The sequence below is a fragment of the Bradyrhizobium sp. CCGUVB23 genome, assembly GCF_024199885.1.
Classification (GTDB): Bacteria; Pseudomonadota; Alphaproteobacteria; order Rhizobiales; family Xanthobacteraceae; genus Bradyrhizobium.
In genome coordinates, this window is record NZ_JANADQ010000001.1 from 6,346,282 (window position 1) to 6,363,692 (window position 17,411).

The 17,411-nt window shown below is 65.1% G+C and carries 16 protein-coding genes; 7 read left to right on the forward strand and 9 right to left on the reverse strand.

Annotated features, from left to right (window positions below):
* Window positions 1-156: 156 nt before the first annotated feature.
* The 3 genes from NLN62_RS29345 to NLN62_RS29355 form a co-directional block, all read right to left on the reverse strand.
* Window positions 157-1,368, reverse strand: coding sequence for an ABC transporter substrate-binding protein (locus NLN62_RS29345; RefSeq protein WP_027522387.1), 1,212 nt, complete (start codon window positions 1,366-1,368; stop codon window positions 157-159).
* Window positions 1,369-1,630: 262 nt separating this feature from the next.
* A protein-coding gene (locus NLN62_RS29350) for an IS3 family transposase (protein WP_254107522.1) occupies window positions 1,631-2,808 on the reverse strand; the annotation gives its coding sequence in 2 pieces (ribosomal slippage) (window positions 1,631-2,511 and window positions 2,511-2,808; 1,179 coding nt in all).
* A 78-nt stretch (window positions 2,809-2,886) separates the two neighbouring features.
* Window positions 2,887-4,455 carry a DUF4403 family protein gene (locus NLN62_RS29355; RefSeq protein ID WP_254111169.1) on the reverse strand — a complete coding sequence of 523 codons (1,569 nt, stop codon included), beginning with the start codon at window positions 4,453-4,455 and terminating at the stop codon, window positions 2,887-2,889.
* 233 nt (window positions 4,456-4,688) lie between these two features.
* Here NLN62_RS29355 and NLN62_RS29360 point away from each other — a divergent pair, with 233 nt between their 5' ends.
* On the forward strand, window positions 4,689-5,084 hold the full coding sequence (locus NLN62_RS29360; protein ID WP_027522385.1) for an MAPEG family protein: 396 nt from the start codon (window positions 4,689-4,691) through the stop codon (window positions 5,082-5,084).
* Window positions 5,085-5,162: 78 nt separating this feature from the next.
* Here the strand turns inward: NLN62_RS29360 and NLN62_RS29365 are convergent, their stop codons facing one another.
* From NLN62_RS29365 to NLN62_RS29375, 3 genes are read right to left on the reverse strand one after another with little or no spacing between them, the layout of a single operon-like run.
* Window positions 5,163-6,014: an SMP-30/gluconolactonase/LRE family protein gene (locus NLN62_RS29365; protein ID WP_035661967.1), complete on the reverse strand. Its 852-nt coding sequence runs from the start codon at window positions 6,012-6,014 to the stop codon at window positions 5,163-5,165.
* On the reverse strand, window positions 6,011-6,535 hold the full coding sequence (locus NLN62_RS29370; protein WP_027522383.1) for a GNAT family N-acetyltransferase: 525 nt from the start codon (window positions 6,533-6,535) through the stop codon (window positions 6,011-6,013). The genes NLN62_RS29365 and NLN62_RS29370 overlap by 4 nt, the downstream gene beginning before the upstream one ends.
* A gap of 19 nt (window positions 6,536-6,554) precedes the next feature.
* Window positions 6,555-7,283: a dienelactone hydrolase family protein gene (locus NLN62_RS29375; protein WP_035661964.1), complete on the reverse strand. Its 729-nt coding sequence runs from the start codon at window positions 7,281-7,283 to the stop codon at window positions 6,555-6,557.
* Window positions 7,284-7,412: 129 nt separating this feature from the next.
* Here NLN62_RS29375 and pcaB point away from each other — a divergent pair, with 129 nt between their 5' ends.
* Complete coding sequence (gene pcaB, locus NLN62_RS29380) at window positions 7,413-8,753, forward strand: 3-carboxy-cis,cis-muconate cycloisomerase (protein WP_254111170.1); 1,341 nt, start codon at window positions 7,413-7,415, stop codon at window positions 8,751-8,753.
* 166 nt (window positions 8,754-8,919) lie between these two features.
* Here pcaB and NLN62_RS29385 read toward each other — a convergent pair whose 3' ends face one another.
* On the reverse strand, window positions 8,920-9,639 hold the full coding sequence (locus tag NLN62_RS29385; RefSeq protein ID WP_027522380.1) for a L,D-transpeptidase: 720 nt from the start codon (window positions 9,637-9,639) through the stop codon (window positions 8,920-8,922).
* A gap of 274 nt (window positions 9,640-9,913) precedes the next feature.
* Between NLN62_RS29385 and NLN62_RS29390 the strand changes: the two genes are divergently transcribed.
* The 3 genes from NLN62_RS29390 (at window position 9,914) to NLN62_RS29400 (ending at window position 12,474) form a co-directional block, all read left to right on the forward strand.
* A complete protein-coding gene (locus NLN62_RS29390; RefSeq protein WP_254111171.1) occupies window positions 9,914-10,966 on the forward strand; it encodes a glycosyltransferase family 1 protein in 1,053 nt (350 codons plus the stop codon).
* A 33-nt stretch (window positions 10,967-10,999) separates the two neighbouring features.
* Entirely contained in the window at window positions 11,000-11,689 is a 690-nt protein-coding gene (locus NLN62_RS29395) for a methyltransferase domain-containing protein (protein ID WP_027522378.1), read from the forward strand.
* Window positions 11,690-11,814: 125 nt separating this feature from the next.
* Window positions 11,815-12,474, forward strand: a complete 660-nt coding sequence (locus NLN62_RS29400) for a hypothetical protein (RefSeq protein ID WP_027522377.1) — start codon at window positions 11,815-11,817, stop codon at window positions 12,472-12,474.
* A 221-nt stretch (window positions 12,475-12,695) separates the two neighbouring features.
* Here NLN62_RS29400 and NLN62_RS29405 read toward each other — a convergent pair whose 3' ends face one another.
* Window positions 12,696-14,360, reverse strand: coding sequence for an aminotransferase class III-fold pyridoxal phosphate-dependent enzyme (locus tag NLN62_RS29405; protein ID WP_254111172.1), 1,665 nt, complete (start codon window positions 14,358-14,360; stop codon window positions 12,696-12,698).
* A gap of 35 nt (window positions 14,361-14,395) precedes the next feature.
* Here NLN62_RS29405 and asd point away from each other — a divergent pair, with 35 nt between their 5' ends.
* Window positions 14,396-15,259, forward strand: coding sequence for an archaetidylserine decarboxylase (gene asd, locus NLN62_RS29410; RefSeq protein ID WP_027522375.1), 864 nt, complete (start codon window positions 14,396-14,398; stop codon window positions 15,257-15,259).
* A 72-nt stretch (window positions 15,260-15,331) separates the two neighbouring features.
* Complete coding sequence (locus NLN62_RS29415; protein WP_027522374.1) at window positions 15,332-15,895, forward strand: NUDIX hydrolase; 564 nt, start codon at window positions 15,332-15,334, stop codon at window positions 15,893-15,895.
* A gap of 45 nt (window positions 15,896-15,940) precedes the next feature.
* Here NLN62_RS29415 and NLN62_RS29420 read toward each other — a convergent pair whose 3' ends face one another.
* A complete protein-coding gene (locus NLN62_RS29420; RefSeq protein WP_254111173.1) occupies window positions 15,941-17,341 on the reverse strand; it encodes a FecR domain-containing protein in 1,401 nt (466 codons plus the stop codon).
* Between the last annotated feature and the right edge of the window lie 70 nt (window positions 17,342-17,411).

Genomic DNA, 17,411 nt, shown 5'->3' on the forward strand with positions numbered 1-17,411 from the left:
TTACCTCGCCCCGCTTGCGGGGAGAGGTCGGATCGCATCGCAAGATGCGATCCGGGTGAGGGGGATTCCCCAGGAGTCCAGCCCTCACCGTGCTCGTGGATAGAGCCCCTCACCCCAGCCCTCTCCCCGTAAGAACGGGGAGAGGGAGAAGGCAACTCAATGCCCCACGAGCGGGCAGCCGCCCTTCTCGAGCGGACGGAATGCTTCGTCGCCCGGCACGGTGGCGATCAGCTTGTAGAGGTCCCACTCGCCCTTGGACTCCTCGGGCTTCTTGACCTCGAACAGATACATGTCGTGCACCATGCGGCCGTCGATGCGGATCTTGCCGCCCTTGGCGAAGAAGTCGTTGACCGGGGTGGCGCGCATCTGCTCCATCACCTTCGGTGCCTCGTCGGTCTTGATGGCCTCGATCGCCTTCAGATAGTGCATGGTCGCCGAATAGAGCCCGGCCTGGATCATGGTCGGCATGTGCCCGACCTTGTCGTTGAAGCGTTTTGAGAAGGCGCGTGTCTCATCGTTCATGTCCCAATAGAAAGCATCGGTGACGATCAGGCCCTGCGTGGCCTTGATGCCGAGCGAGCGCGTGTCGGTGATCTCCTGCAACAGCGCGATCATCTTCTGCCCGCCTTGCGTGAGGCCGAACTCGGAGGCCTGCTTCAGCGCATTGGTGGTGTCGCCGCCGGCATTGGCCAGCGCCACAACCTTGGCCTTGGAGGCCTGGGCCTGGAGCAGGAAGGAGGAGAAGTCGGAGGAGTTGAGCGGATGGCGGACGTCGCCGAGCACCTTGCCGCCGCTTTCCTTGACGACGTTGGCGGCGTCGCGCTCCAGCGCCTGGCCGAAGGCGTAGTCGGCGGTGACGAAGAACCAGGTGTCCTCGCCGCGCTTCACCATCGCCTTGCCCGCGACGTTCGACAGCGCATAGGTGTCGTAGGTCCAGTGCACGGTGTTGGGCGAGCATTGGGCGCCGGTGATGTCGGAGGAGCCGCCGCCGGAATTGATGTTGATCTTGTTCTTCTCGCGCGTCAGCGCCGAGATCGGCAGCGCCACCGAGGAGGTGGGTACGTCGAAGATCGCGTCGACCTTCTCGTTGTCGTACCAGTTGCGCGCGATGTTGACGCCGACGTCGGGCTTGTTCTGGTGGTCGGCGGCGACGACCTCGACCGGCTTGCCGGCGACCTTGCCGCCATAATCGGCGACCGCCATCTGCACCGCGGCGAGCGAGCCCTTGCCGGTGGCATCCGCATAGAGGCTCGACATGTCCGTGAGCACGCCGATCTTGATGACGTCGTCGGAAATCTGCGCCTGCGCTGCGCCGCCGCTGGCCGCAAGGGCGAAGGACGCCGCGACGGCGGCAAACAGTTTGTGCATGGTTGTTCTCCCTGTGTTGTTTCTTTGGGTTTGGTTACAGGAGCCGTTCTAGCGGCAATCAGCGGCCGCAGCTAAGCGATCCCCGTCATAGCGGAATGCAAAAAGGGAAGGGGCTGGCGCTGTTCCTTCGCCTCTCCCCGCTTGCGGGTGAGGGGGACTCTCCGCGAGTCCATCTGCCTCCGTTTGCGTGGAAGCGGCCCCTCACCCCAACCCTCTCCCCGTAAGAACGGGGAGTGATCTTCCCCCGAAAAAATGGACAGGGTTAAGCTGCTTTTAGCTCCATCTCGATCGGGCTGAGATATCCGATGGCCGAGTGGCGACGTGTTCGATTGTAGAAGCCCTCGATGTAAGCAAAGATATCACGTGTGGCTTCCTCACGTGTTGCATAATGCTGGTGATGGACGAGTTCGGTTTTGAGCGTGTGGAAGAAACTCTCCATCGGAGCGTTGTCATAGCAATCGGCCCTGCGGCTCATCGAGGCTCGGAAGCCGGCGGACTGCATCATCTTGCGATACTCCGCGGAGGCGTATTGAACGCCGCGATCTGAATGGTGGATCAGGCCGGCGCCAGGCCGCTGTGTCGCAATGGCCATCGCTAAGGCCGCCAATGGCAGTTCGGCGCGCAAATGATCCGCCATCGCCCAGCCGACGATCTTGCGGCTGTAGAGGTCCATGACCGTGGCCAGATAAAGCCAGCCCTGATCAGTCTCGACGTACGTGATGTCGGCGAGCCAGATCCGGTTCGGCGCTGCGGCGATGAAGTTGCGCTCGAGCAGATTCGCGGCGATCGGGAAGTCGTGACGGCTGTCGGTGGTGCGCACCCGTCGTGGCCGCGCCATGATGGCCCTGATACCGTGGCGGCGCATCAATCGCTCGATGCGACCGCGGCTCGCCCCGCGGCCCTGAGCCCTCAACTCGGCATGGATGCGCGGGCTGCCATAGCGGCCATTGGTGTCGCGGTGAACCCGCTTGATATCGCCGACGAGCTCACGATTGGCGGCGGCTCGCGCGCTCTCCGGGCGCGCCCGCCAGGCATAATAGCCAGCAGGCGAGACGCCGAGCACGTCGCACATGATCATCACCGGATAGTCGGCACGGCGATCTTCAATGAAGCGGAATCTCATTTCTGAACTCCAGCAAAGATCGCGATCGATTTTTTTAAAATGTCGCGCTCCATGCGCAGCCGCTCGTTCTCTCGCTGCAAACGGGCGATCTCCGCCGCGTGGTCCGCCGACGGCAGCGCCGCCTGCGTCGTGGGGCGCCGCGACGCCGCCGTCGGCTCCCGCCTGGCCCCACGTTGCTCTACCCACCGCCGCAACACGGAATCGCGCAGGCCAAGTTCCTTGGCCACCGATCCGATCGAGCGGCCACTCGATGCGACCAGATCAATCGCTTGCCGCTTGTAGTCGTCCGTAAACGACCGACGTTGACGTCCTTCCATCCGACACCTCCTGGCTCTTCGAGCCTACTACAGGTGTCCATCAGTTCGGAGGAGGTTCAGAGAGGGAGTAGGAGAGACCTACATTCCCTGCAGCTTCGTCACGTACACGTTCAGCGAGCCGCCGGCCTCCGCGATGATGCGGAGTGTCTTAGAATCGAAGGCGATGTCGGCGAGCGTCAGGCTGTCGATATTGGCCTCGACGCGCAGGCCGTCCCCGGTCTTCTGGTAGTCGGCGATCGCGGCCGCGATCTTGTCGCGCGCATTGGCGGCGATCGGCTTCAGGTCGAGCGTCGCCTTCTGCACCAGCGCCTGCTGCAAATGCGGCACCACGGCGCGCGCCGCGGCACCAAGAAGCCCGAATGCAGCCTCGGACTCCACCGCGAGCTGGATGTCGGCGAGCCGCAGCGTCTGCTGCGCCTGGTCGAGCATCGGTCGCCCCCAGATGTGCACGGTTGCCTCGGCGCCCAGCCGGAACCAGCTCTTCTTCTCCTTGGCGCGCACCAGAAGCGAAATCAGGAGCCGGTCGCCCGAGGGGACAACGTTGACGCTCTTCACGGTAACGTCGGCTGGACCCGATCCGTCTTCCGGATAGGTATGGCCGACCATCTGGGCTGCGATGAGCTTGTTGATCTCGGTGAAGGGTACGTCGATCGGCACGCCGATGTTCACGCCGGTGCCGGTCGGCGGCACAATCGAGATCTTTTCGGGGAACGGGCACTCGGGCTTGGTCTGGCTCGTGGTGACGCGGGTTTCGGCCTCGATGCCGAGAAGCAGCGTCACGGCCTGCGCATCGACGCGCGGCTGCGCTGCGATCGCGCGGATCGGCTTCATCTCCAGCCAGAGCGGCGGCAATGCGGCTGAGGATCCCGAGCCCTGCAGCGGCATCGAGCGGCAGGCCTTGATCCATTGCGCTTTCGCATTGTCGCGCAGGCTCGAATCGTTGCGGATGCGTTCAGCGACCACGTTGAGCTGATCGTTGACGGTCTTGTCGATCAGCGGCTTGATCTGCGCCGGCACGTTGACCTTCGCGCCGGCGACCGAGAGGTTGGTGTCGCCGAGATTGACCTGCGCGCCGAGATTTGGCTCGAGGTGCCAGTTGGCAGCGAGTTTCGGGCGTGAGGTGATGACCACGTTGCCCTTGATCTCGGCACTGGCATTCAGGTTCTTGATGTTGACAGCGCCGATCTGCTTGGCGGCGTTGTTGCCGAGCACGCTGCCGAGCGCCTCGCCGAGCGCGCCGGTCGCTTTCGAGGACAGCGATCCCGTGACGTTGAGCTTTCCGGTCAGGGGCGTCGACAGCGTCAGCGCGTCCTTGTCGCCGCTCGCGGCAATCGGCCCCCGCGAGGCGGTCCAGCCGATATCGGCGTTCTGCAGGATCTGCGAGATCGGATTGTCGGCCTTGCCAGTGAAATTACGGGCCGCGCTCTTGTCGGCGGCTTCGCGGATCGCCGACAGCGCGATTGCAACGGGCGCCACCACGATCGAGCTTTTCGAGACCGGCGGCAGTGGCGGCAATGGAGTGACGGCGGGCGCTGTCCCTGCGCCGCGCGGCGACAACCAGTCCATGGCCTTCAGGCTCACGAAAAACGACACCGCGATCACCGCGATCGCGATCAGAATAGTCTTCAAGTTCAACGTCAGACGCATTAATCCCCCGAACCGGCCCCGGCTTGCGAGTCTACAGGGCGGGGGAACGCGGCGCCAGAGTGGCCGAAACCGGGCGGAGATGCACCGTGGCGGCCGGATCGACCTCACCTTTGCGCACGATCCAGTGATCAAGAAAAGCCGCCCGCGGTGTCGATCCGGCGCCGCCCCGTACGTCTGGATAGGGCCGACCGGCCGCATCCAGCGACCGGAGGCATCCATTCCGGGAGGCGCAGATGACGACCGACCTCAAATATCTGGCCGTGACGGCGATGCTGACCGCCGCTTTGTGGATTCCCTATATCGTCTGCCAGGTCAGGACCAACGGCCCGCTCGAGCCGAAGAACTATGCCGATCCCGCTCTGCCGCGGCCGGTGCCCGCATGGGGCCAGCGCGCCAACCGCGCCCACCTGAACGCGATCGAGGTGTTCGCGCCGTTTGCAGCATTGGTCATCGTCGCGCAACTTGCGGGCCAGGCCAATGCGACGACCGCGTTCTGCGCCGCAAGCTTCTTCTATCTGCGGCTTGCCCACGCCGTCGTCTACTTGGCCGGCGTTCCCTATGTGCGAACCATCCTGTTCACGCTCGCCTTCGTGGCGGAGGTCGTGATCTTCTGGGAGGTGATCAGGTAGCCTGTTTGGTGCAGCTGGGCATGGAGCTCGAGTGTGGCTTGGACGCGGCCTGTTGGCGGCGCCGATGAATGTGGCGGCTCAGGGATAACCCGAGCCGGGTGTCTCTACCTCGACAGCGTCGATCCGCGCGGACGACTTCCCTTGCCTCAGCTCCTCCGGCGATGTCTCCGCACTGATGCAGAACAGCGTTCTGCGATCGGCGCCGCCGAGCGCGCATGCAATGCCGCGGCGTCCGGGGACGTTGATGCGCTGCCGCTCGCGTCCATCGCGATCGATCCGGATGAAGGCGTCTTCGCCATAAGACGCGACCCAGACGGCGCCGTCGCGATCGAGGCAGATGCCGTCCGGTTCCTTCCCGCAAGCCAGGTGGCGGCGGAGAAGCAGGCTGCCATCGCGTGCGATCTCGTAGTCGGCGAGACATTCGCCGTCCATCTCGGCGACGACGAGCCTGTCATGACCGGCCGAGATCGCGATGCCGTTGGGAAAGCGCAACCCTTCGGCGACGACGCGCCCCTGGCCATCCGGCGTCACCAAGATGATGCGCCCATCGGCGCCGCGGCCGGGCGGCGGCGGAAGATTGAAGCCGAGATCACCGACATAGGCGCGTCCGAGTCCGTCGACGATCATGTCGTCGATCGTGCCGGTGGCGATGCCTGATAGATCGGCATAGAGCGAAAGCTCGCCGTCTGCATATGTCAGGAGGCGCTTGCGGAACATGGTCAGCACCACCAGCCTGCCATCAGGCAGAACTCCCGTGCCGCAAGGCACGTCGTCGGCGAAGGTGGCATGTTCCGTGCGGTCGCCCGATGGGCCGATGCTGAGCAAGGTGCGCGCCATGCAGTCGACGAACCAGAGCCGCCCCGCATGCCAGCGCGGGGCCTCGAAATACTTGCCGCCGTCGAGCAGGGTTCTTGGTTGCGGTTCATTCATCCGCTGCTCCCGTCCAGAAACAGCTTCATCAAGATCTCATCGAAATATCGGCCGTCCTGCTTGAGCGCCTTCGGTTCGCGGCCGTATTCGACGAACCCGGCACTGGCATAAAGACGCAAGGCGGGTTCGTTGTCGCTGACGACGGACAATTGAAGCTGTTCGACCCGTTGCGCCGCATGCGCCACGACGGCGTCGACGAGGCGACGTCCCACACCGAAGCGGCGCGCCGCTGGCCGCACATACATGCCCCAGAGCATCGCCTTGTGCACGGTCTTCGTCCCGTCTTGCCGGCGAAAGCCGGCGACGCCGCACAACTCCTGTTCGATGAAGGCGCCAAAAACGTCAGAGGCTTCGAGGCGCTCCTCGAACCAGGAAAGCGCCATGTCTCTCTCGCGCACAAACACGCTGGAGTAGGCCCCTGGATGCGCTTCGAGCGCCTCCAGCCTGATCTGTCGATAACTCGCCGCGTCCGCCGGCGTGAGCAGTCTGACGGCGGCAGTGTTGTGGTCAGCTGAAGGCATGTCCTGCTTCGCCTCCAATTCAACGCATCGCCGTTGCAAAGGCGTCTTCGAACAGGTCGAGCATCGCGGCCCAGGAGCGGCGATCCGCGTCGGCATGATAGGCGTGGTTCGGCACGCTTTCACCAATGAGCTCGGGATTGGTGAAGCCATGGGCCGCGCCGCCATAGACATGAGCCTGCCAGTCGACGTTGGTCGTGCGCATTTCGCGCGCAAAATTCGCAAGCTGCGTCAGCGAGACCAGCGCGTCCGCGGCCCCGTGACACACCAGGACTCTCGCCTTGATGTTCGCGGCATCCTCCGGCCGCTCGCTGGGGAAACCGCCATGAAAGCTGACGACGGCCGCAAGATCGGCGCCGGTCCGCGCCAGCTCCAGTGCTGTGCCGCCGCCGAAGCAATAACCGATCGCCGCGAGCCTTGTGGCGTCGACAGTGTTGTGCCCGGCGAGCGCCAGCCGTGCCGCCTCTGCCCGCTCGCGCCAGCGCGCGGTATCGGCGCGCAGGCCGTTCATCAGCTCGATCGCCTGCGGCACGTCCGGCGCCGTCCTGCCGCCACCATAGAGATCGCCCACCAGCACGACAAAGCCAAGCGCGGTCAGTTGCTCGGCGCGCGCGATCGCATGCGTGCCGATGCCGCGCGCGTCGGGGAACAGTACCACGCCAGGACGACGGCTGGCGGCGGACTCATCGGTAACGAGAATGCCCTGAAGCTCGGATGCGCGATCGCGATAGCCAAGAACGGTCTTTTTCATCCTGATGCTCCTCGTAGAACAAACCTGACCATACGGATTGCATCTAGGCAACCTCTGATTGTCGCTCGTTTCGCTTGATGCCACTATGTTGATGCATACGTTCATGCACGAACATAATGAAGGAAACCCATGGCGAGCACCGTCTTCGATTCCACGCTGTTCCGCGACATGTTTGGCACCGCCGAGATGCGCGCGGTGTTTTCGGATGAAGCGCTGGTCGGCCGCTATCTGGAAGCCGAGGCTGCGCTCGCCCGTGCCCAGGCCCGTGCCGGCGTCGTGCCGAAGGATGCCGCGGCCGCGATCGATGCTGCCTCCCGCAGCATCAAGCTCGACTTCGACAAGCTCCGCCACGAGACCGAGATCGTCGGCTATCCAATCCTGCCGCTGGTGCATCAGCTCTCCGAGGCCGCCGGCGAGGCCGGCCGTTACGTCCATTGGGGCGCGACCACCCAGGACATCATGGACACCGCCAACGTGCTCCAGATCCGCGCCGCGCTCGACATCGTCGCGCGCGACCTGAGGGAACTGCGCGCGATTCTCGCCAACCTCGCGCGCAGGCATCGCGACACGCCGATGGCCGGTCGCACGCACCTGCAGCAGGCTCTGCCGGTGACGTTCGGCTACAAGGTTGCGATCTGGCTGTCCTCGATCGACCGCAATATCGAGCGTGTCGACCAGGCGCGGCCGCGCATCCTGCTTGGTGAGTTCTCCGGCGCGGCCGGCACGCTCGCCTCGGTTGGCGATGGCGGCCTCGAGATGCAACGCCTGTTCTGCGAGGAGCTCGGCCTCAACCAGCCGCCGATCACCTGGCACGTGGCGCGCGATGGCATTGCGGAAGCGGTGACGCTGCTCGGCCTCATCACCGGCACACTCGGCAAGATCGCCACCGACGTCATGCTGATGTGCGCGACCGAATTCGGCGAGCTCTCCGAGCCTTTCGTGCATGGGCGCGGCGCGTCTTCCACCATGCCACAGAAGCGCAACCCGATCTCCAGCGAGCTGATGCTCGCCGCCGCCAAGGCCGTGCGCCAGCACGTCGCGACCATGCTCGACGGCATGATCCACGATTTCGAGCGCGCGACCGGTCCCTGGCATCTCGAATGGGTCTCGCTGCCGGAGAGCTTTTTGCTCACGGCGTCCTCGCTTGCCAATGCGAAGTTCATGCTGGCCGGCCTCGTCGTGCATGAGGATCGCATGCGCGCCAATCTCGGCCTGACGCACGGCCTCATCGTCGCCGAAGCCGTGATGATGGCCGCAGCGCCGAAGCTCGGCCGGCAGCATGCGCATGACGTCGTCTACGATGCCTGCCGCAAGGCGATCGAAGGCGGCGGTGATCTCGCCGACATCCTGTCCGGCGTTCCCGAGATCGTGGCCGCGCTCGGCGGCGCCGATGCCATCCGCCGCCACTGCGATCCCGCGAACTATCTCGGCCTTTCCGGCCAGATGGTCGACCGCGTGCTCGGCGGCTGACCTTGTCGCCCGGGTGAGCGGAGCGACACCCCGGGGAGCCTCTCCGCATATCGCTCCGCCGATGCGGGCTACGACGGCGCACGCTTGGAAGCCGCGATCTTCGGCGCAAACGAAAGCGGCCCCGAGGTTGCCGGAGCCGCTTGCATTGCCGTTTTTGTCTCGCCGCTTAGCGCGTTGCGCTGCCGAGGTCCGCGCGACGGTCGGTCATCGGAAGCACGACGACCTTGGTGCCGACGTTGACGCGGGAGTAGAGGTCGGTGACGTCTTGATTGGTCAGGCGGATGCAGCCGGAGGAGACGTGCTTGCCGATCGTCTCGGGGGCGTTGGTGCCGTGGATGCGGTAGACCGTGCCGCCGAGATACATGGCGCGGGCTCCCAGCGGGTTGCCGGGACCGCCGGCCATGTGGCGCGGCAAATAAGGCTGGCGGGCAATCATTTCCGGCGGCGGGGTCCAGTCCGGCCACTCGGCCTTCTTGGTCACCGACTGGACGCCGGACCAGGTGAAACCGTCACGGCCGACGCCGATGCCGTAGCGCATGGCCTGGCCGTTGCCGAGCACGTAGTAGAGATACGTGTTCGGCGTATCGATGATGATGGTGCCGGGCGCCTCGCGCGTCGCATAGCTCACGACCTGGCGCCGAAAGCGGGCGGGCGTCTCGACGCTGTCCTGATCTTCCGACGGTGCAGTCTGATAGGACGGCGCCGGCTGATAGGGCTGATAGGGTTGCAGCGGCTGCGGCGTGGCGAAGCCGGGCGGCGGCGCGAAGAAGGGGAAGAGCTGCACGGGCGCGGCATGCGCCGGGCCGGCAAACGCGATCGCGGAGATCGCAACTGCACCGAAGGCAACGGCGCGCGAATACGTCTTGAACGTGTCCAGATTGAACATTGATCGCCCCTGTTTGGTCGGTGTTTTTGACCACCGCGGCACCGCTACCGGTGCTCCGTTGCCTAAACTCGTAGCGGCGAAAAGTTTCGGGACGTTTGCGCGGAAAACCGAAAACGGTTTCGTCGCGGAAAGGATTGTTTCATGACAGTTTCGTGGCCATGCGGACCCGTTAACGAACAAAACAGTGGGCCGACACTTCTGTGACGTCACACGCCTGAAATATCCTTCGTTGATGGTCCTAAGCCGAGAATCATCAAACTCTCGGGATTTTCCCATGCGGGTATTAATCGCGACCGACGCCTGGCATCCGCAGGTTAACGGTGTGGTGCGGACGCTGACCTCGCTGGCCGCCGCCGCCAAGGCGCTCGACGTCGAGATCGAGTTCCTGACGCCGGACGGCTTCCCGTCGCTGCCGCTGCCGACCTATCCGGGCCTGCGCATCGCGCTGCCGAGCGGCCGCGAGATCGCGCGGCGGATCGAGGCGACGGCTCCGGAAGCGCTGCACATCGCAACCGAAGGCCCGATCGGCTGGGCGGCGCGCGCCTATTGTCGCCGCCGCGGGCTTGCCTTCACCACCTCCTACACCACGCGCTTCCCGGAATATGTCTCGGTGCGATCAGGCATTCCGGTGAGCGTCGGCTACGCCGTGCTGCGGCACTTCCATGATGCCGCTGCCATGACCATGGTGGCGACGCCGTCGCTACGGCAGGAGCTCTCCGAGCGCGGCTTCAAGCGGCTCGGCTTCTGGACCCGCGGCGTCGACACCACGCTGTTTCATCCCGATAGTCCGGCCACGATCGACCTGCCGCGACCGATCTTCATGGCGATGGGGCGGGTCGCAGTGGAGAAGAATCTCGACGCGTTCCTCTCGCTCGATCTGCCCGGCACCAAGGTCGTCGTCGGCGATGGCCCGCAGAAGGCGCAGCTCGAGAAGAAGTATCCCGGCGCTGTCTTCCTCGGCGAGAAGAAGGGCGCCGATCTCACCGCGCATCTCGCAGCCGCCGGCGTCTTCGTATTCCCGAGCCTCACCGACACCTTCGGCGTGGTGCAGCTCGAGGCGCTCGCCTGCGGCACGCCGGTTGCGGCGTTTCCGGTGACCGGTCCGAAGGACGTCATCGCCGATCATCCGATTGGCGCGATCGACGATGACCTGCGCGCCGCGTGCCTGCGCGCGCTCACCATGTCGCGCGAGACCTGTCGCAACTTCGCGCTGGCGCGCTCCTGGGAAAACAGTGCGCGTCAGTTCGTCGGCAATCTCACCTCACTCCAGCCCAGCCGCTCGCTGCGTCCGACGCCCGTCATGGCGCGGCGGCCGGTACGCGGCTGACCATGAACATCTGAACCAAACGGGACTTTGCTAATGGCCAAGATCATGAAGTTTGAAGAGTCGCAGCAGCTCGACCTCGACCGCGGCACGGTCGAGCAGGCTTATGACCGGTGGGCACCGGTCTACGACCTCGTGTTCGGCGGGGTGTTCGCCAAGGGCCGGCAGGCCGCGATATCGGCGACCAACAAGCTCGGCGGCCGCGTGCTCGAGGTCGGCGTCGGCACCGGCATCTCGCTGCCGCTGTATGCGCCGAACGTCCGCATCTTCGGCACCGATATCTCGGAGGCCATGCTCGACAAGGCGCGCCGCCGCGTCTCGGAGCTGAAGCTGAAAAACGTCGAGGGCCTCGCGGTGATGGACGCCGAAAAGCTCGAATTTCCCGACAATTCTTTCGACGTCGTGATGGCGCAATATGTCGTCACCGCCGTGCCCAATCCGGAAGTCGCGCTGGACGAGTTCGCCCGCGTGCTGCGTCCCGGCGGCGAATTGATCATCCTGACCCGCGTCAGCGCTGACGCCGGCATGCGCCGCTTCATCGAGCAGAAACTCCAGCCGGTGGTGCGTCACCTCGGCTTCCGCACCGCCGAGTTCGCCTGGTCGCGCTACGCGAAGTGGCTCGCGAGTGCGCATGGCATGGAGCTCGCCGAGCGCCGCCTGATTCCACCGCTCGGCCATTTCTCGCTGGTCCGCTTCCGTAAAGTTCAGGTCGCCAAAGCGGCCTGAGCCAAACGGCTCCACGCGTTCATGCGTCACCGCGTCGCGCACATCGTCACATGACAAAATGATGATGTCACACGCCCTACATCGAATCCCTGTATTTCCTGACCCGAAGCCTTTTGGGGGAAAGAATGATCAAAGAATTCCTTGAGCAGCTGCGCATCCAGCGCTGGGACGATCACCGCTACTATCACCACAGCCGCATCAATCAGAGCCTGCACTTCGTCAGTGCGCTGAGCTTCCTCTTTGCTTATGTCTGGCTGTTCGTCGATCCCATGATCTCGGCGCTGGTCGGCTGGCTGGTCTCGATGACCTCGCGCCAGGCCGGTCACTTCTTCTTCGAGCCGCACGATTACGACCACATCAACCAGGCGACGCACGAGTACAAGGAAGAGATCAAGGTCGGCTACAACCTTCAGCGCAAGGTGGTGCTGATGGCGATTTGGGCCCTGTCGCCGCTGGTGCTGTTCGCCGATCCGACGCTGTTCGGCCTGTTCACGCCCTGGGCCAGCGCGAGCGACTTTGTGCGGCAGGTCGCCAAGATCTGGCTCGTGGTCGGTGGCGGCGGTCTCTTGTTCCGCACCGTGCATCTGTTCTTCATCCGCGACGTCGAGACCGGCCTCGTCTGGATGACCAAGATCCTGACCGACCCGTTCCACGACCTCATGCTCTACCGCAAGGCGCCGCTCGCGCTCATGCGCGGCGAGCTGATGGACCCGGGCCTGCATCTCGTCCCCGAGCACACGCTGGGCTTCATCGCCGAGCCTGAGCTCAGCGAGCAGCACGCCTGAGCGCGCGGCTCTCACCAACCACTCCGATGTCCAAAGGTTGCGTCATGCCCGGGCTCGTCCCGGGCATCCACGTCTTGGGGGCTGCCTCGAGTACCGTCATTTCGGGGCGGCTCGAAGAGCCGAACTCTGGTGCGCCGTTGCGCACCAGAGAATCTCGAGATTCCGGGTTCGGTCCTGCGGACCGCCCCGGAATGATGGTGATTGGTGTGGAAGCGAAAGCCTCAGCGCCGGAAGCGCTTGGCCAGCATCTCTTTCAGGATCTGCCGCTTGATGCGCTTGTTAGTGAGGCCAGCATCGTGCCACCAGAAGCCGTCCGCTTTCATCTTCTCCGCGGCGCGGACGAAGCGTTCGGCGACCTCGGTGAAGTCGGCGTCGGTGTAATTGAGGCTGAAAATCAGGCGTCCCGTGCCGACCCAGCTCAAGGCGAGGCCCTCGGCGCGCAGATAGTACTGCAGCATCCAGTTGTAGCGGGACGGTTCGGTGTATTTCACCGTCCAGATCGAGGACAGGTTGGCGACGCGCACGGGCAGGTCCGCGTCGGTCAGCATCTGGTTGAGCTTTTGCGCGCGGCCGTTCCAGGTCGCATCCAGCCCGTCATAGATCGCGCGGAAGTTCGGGCTGGCGAGCCGGCTCAAGAACTCGTCCATCGCCGTCATCACGTAGGGATGCGAGTTGAAGGTGCCGCGGGCAAAGCAGACGTCGGCGGGACGATCGTCGCGGAAGCGGCGCATCAGGTCCTTGCGACCGCAGACCACGCCGACCGGCAGGCCGCCGGCGAGGCTCTTGCCGTAGGTCACCATGTCGGCGCGCACGCCAAAATATTCCTGGGCGCCACCGGGAGCGAGACGGAAGCCGACGAAGACCTCGTCGAAGATCAGCACGATGCCGCGTTCGGTGCAGACCTCACGCAGCTTCTTCAACCAGGCGCCATAGGCGTCACGGTCGAAGTTGCCGCCGCGCGAGCTGTCGACCAGCGAGGAATCGCCGGGCGCGCTCGCATTCGGATGCAGCGCCTGGAGCGGATTGACCAAGACGCAGGCGATGTCGCACCGCGTGCGCAGCACGTGCAGCGTTTTCTCCGACATTTCGGCGAGCGTGTAGGTCTCGTGCGCGGCAATGGGGTTGCCGACGCCGGGCTGCACGTCGCCCCACCAGCCGTGATAGGCGCCGGCGAAGCGCACGAGGTGCGTGCGCTTGGTGTGGTAGCGCGCAAGGCGCACGGCCTGCATGACGGCTTCGGTGCCGGACATGTGGAACGAGACTTCGTCGAGGCCCGAGATCTGGCAGAGCCGCGTCACGTTCTCGGCGATCACGGGATGGTAGGGGCCGAGCACGGGCCCGAGCGCATGGGCGCGCTTCTCGCCTTCCCCGATGCATTCCTTGTAGAAGTCGTTGCCGAAGATGTTGACTCCGTAGGAGCCGGTGAGGTCGTAGGAGACGTTGCCGTCGAGATCGGTGACGGTGACGCCGTCGGACGACTGCATGAAGCTCGATGTACCCAGGTTCTCACGCACGAGGCGGGAGAACTGGAACGGCACGCGGTAGCTTTCGGTGAATTGCAGGTCGGAGATTCGTTCCGCCGCCTCCTTCGTCAGCGCACGGCCCTTGGCATAGCGCGCGGCGTAGAGACCGGCGAGGCGAAAGAAGCCGTCGTGGCGCTGCGCTGCGACATTCGCCGGCGCGCCGTCACAGGCGAAATAGTCGTCGCCCTCGAACTCGTAGAACGGGATCAGCCGCGCCACTCGGCGCGACATCTTGGAATGCCCGGAGAGCGAGCGGTGCTTGGCGCGGGAGAGTTCGATGCGCGCCTTGATCTTCGGGAAGGCGGCGGCAGCGGACGCTGCGGCGGCCACGGACAATGAGAGAATCGGGAGTGTCGTTTCCATGACAACAAGCGCTAACCCTACCTGCTGACAGATTCATGACAGTCAAAGCCCTCATCGCCTCTTTCACCCAGCAGGAAGACCTCAATTTCCTGCTGACCAACCGCATTCCGCGCGCCGCGCTGACCCGTTTCATGGGCTGGTTCTCCAAGATCGAGAATCCCCTGGTGCGGGACGGCTCGATCGCGCTGTGGAAGCTGTTCTCCGACCTCGATCTGTCGGAAGCGCGCAAGACCCAATTCAAGAGTCTGCACGACTGCTTCACGCGGGAGCTGAAGCCGGGGCTGCGGCCTTACGAACCGGACCCCGCGATCGTCGCCAGTCCCTCCGACGGTATCGTCGGCGCCCACGGCAGGATTGCCGATACCGAGCTGTTCCAGGTCAAGGGCGCGCCCTATTCGCTGCTCGACCTCCTCGGCGATCCCGCTTTGGTCGAGCAGCATCGCAACGGCTCGTTCGTCACGCTGCGGCTGACCTCGAGCATGTACCACCGCTTCCATGCGCCTTACGACGCGCATATCGAGCGCGTCACGCTGATCCATGGCGATGTCTGGAACGTCAACCCGATCGCGCTGAAGCGGGTCGAGCGTCTGTTCTGCAAGAACGAGCGCGCGGTGATCCGCACGCATTTGTCGAGCGGCGAGGCGGTGACGCTGGTGCCGGTGGCGGCTATTCTCGTCGCGAGCATCCGGCTGCACTTCCTCGACATGGTGCTCAATGCGCAGAGCCGCGGCCCGGTCAATTTCCCGTGCGACGTCAAGGTGAAGAAAGGCGAGGAGCTCGGCTGGTTCGAGCACGGCTCGACCATCATCATCCTTGCTCCCGGCGATTTCACGTTCTGCGACGGGATTGCCGAGGGCACGCGCATCCGTGCGGGGCAGGGGCTATTGCGCCGGAAGTAGCCTTCAATCCGCCGTGTCGGCGACCTATGTCGTCCGCGGGGACGATTCGATCGACACGACGGGTATTGAGGGATGGCGCGGGCGCCGGTTCTGGCGGCAGGAGGAATTGTGCTGCGGCGTGACGCGCCGCTGATCGCGGTGGTGCGCCAGCGCAAACGCAACGAATGGGTTTTGCCCAAGGGCAAGCTCGACGATGAGGAGACGCCGAAAGAAGCCGCGCACCGCGAGGTGCTGGAAGAGACCGGCCACGAGGTCGCCATCCACGAATTTCTGGGCACGCTCGCCTATCCATCCGGCGGCCGTTCCAAGATCGTGCATTTCTGGCGCATGGAAGCGGACGGCGGCCCGGTCCGCAAGCTGATGAACGACATCAAGGCGGTCGACTGGTTGCCGCTCGAGGATGCGGTCGCGCGGCTGTCGCGCGAATATGAGCGCGCGTTCCTCATTCATGTCGGCCCGATCGCGCTCGCCGCCGCCGGTCTCGCGCCGGCCGATGCTGAAACTACGCCGCCACTTGCCATGGACGACGTCGATGCCGCGATGCAGACGCTGACGCCCGCGGAGGCGGCGTCAGTCGAGGAGCTGCGCCATGGCTTGCTGCAGAAGGTGAAGGCCTGGCTCCGCGGCGAGGCGTAAGAACGGGGAGAGGGAGTGCACCGCCGCTTGCGGAAACACTCCGACCTACCTCCGCTCTTTATTCTCCTTCGGCGGCGGCGCGGGCTTGCGCGGTGCCGGGCGTTGCAGGCCCGGCAGGCGCTGCTGCAATCCGCCTTGCCGCTGCATGCCGCCTTGCTGCGGCTGGACGGCGTTGGGCACGGGCTGACCCTGCTGGCCGCTGCGTGGTGACTGCGGCGCGGGCGTTGCGCCTTGCTGTGGCGTCGTGCCCGGCTGCGACAACGGAGCCTGTCCGCTGCGCGGCGCTTGTGGATTGGTCACACCGCCCGGCGCCTGTCCGGCGCGCGGTGCGCCCTGCTGCTGGCCTTGCCCGGTGCGCGGCGTGCCCGGCTGACCCGCGCCGCCTTGTCCTTGCCGCTGCGGCTGCTGCGTGCCCTGACGGTTCGGCGCACCCGGTTGCTGCTGCTGACCCGGACGGTTGTTCTGTCCGGGCTGGCCATTGGGCCGCTGCGGCTGTTGGCCCGGCTGACCATTCGGCCGCGGCTGTTGCTGCTGCGGCGCCGCCGGCTGGACCGGCCGCGGAATGCGCGGGGTCGCGCCCGGATTGGCCCTGCGGAATTCGCGCTGCTCGGTGACGATCTGCCGACCGGTGGTCTGGGCCTGGTGCACCTGGCTCACGAAGACGCGGTCGCGCGCGACCTGTTGCGGAGCAATCGTGATCGGCACCGCGGCAAAACGCGCCCCGCCCGTGCCGGGCCGGATCGCAAAGCCGGATGCGCCTTGCGTCAGCGCGCCGAGCCGCGCGCCGCTGGTGCGGTCGTTGACGTCGATGTGGCCGACCCTGCCGTCGGCGTCAGGATAGAGCTTGATGTTGACGTTGTTGGTCGCGGCCGCCGCAGCGCTTCCGTCCGCCGGCACCTCGATGACGCCGGTGGTGCCGCGGATGCCGAGCGTCGCCGTCGGCGTCGTGATCTTCATGTCGCCGGTCTTGGCCACCGCCGCGGCGACGAAGGCGACCGTGCCCTTGCCGACGTCGAAGATCGCGGAATTCTGCTTGCCGCCGTCCTCGTAGACGTAGTTGTCGATCGCGATCTTGGCGCTGGCGGACAGATTGAAAGTGGTGGAATCGTTGAAGGCGATGCTGAGCGAGGAGTTCGAGGCGGTCTGCACGACGTCATTGAGATAGATGTCGTCGCGCGCCTTCAGCGGATAGGAATTCTTGTCGCGGATCACGGTCGCGATCCCCGTCACGGTGGCGACGTTGCCGATCGGCTCTTGGGACGCGGCGGTTTGCGCGTCAGGCGCCGGTGTTGCTGATGTCGGAGAGGGAGACGGTGTCGGCGATGCCTGCGCCGCCGGCTGCGCCTGCGCGAGCTGGGTCGCGTCGGATGCGCATGCGTCCGTCGCGCCGGCCAACGAAACAACCAGCAGCGGAAGCGCGAGCACGCAGCGGCGCCAAGCCAGCATCAAAGCCACAGTGAGGTCCCGGTGAAGACACGAGGCGAGATCCGCCGATTTCAGCCGGAGATGGCTGAAT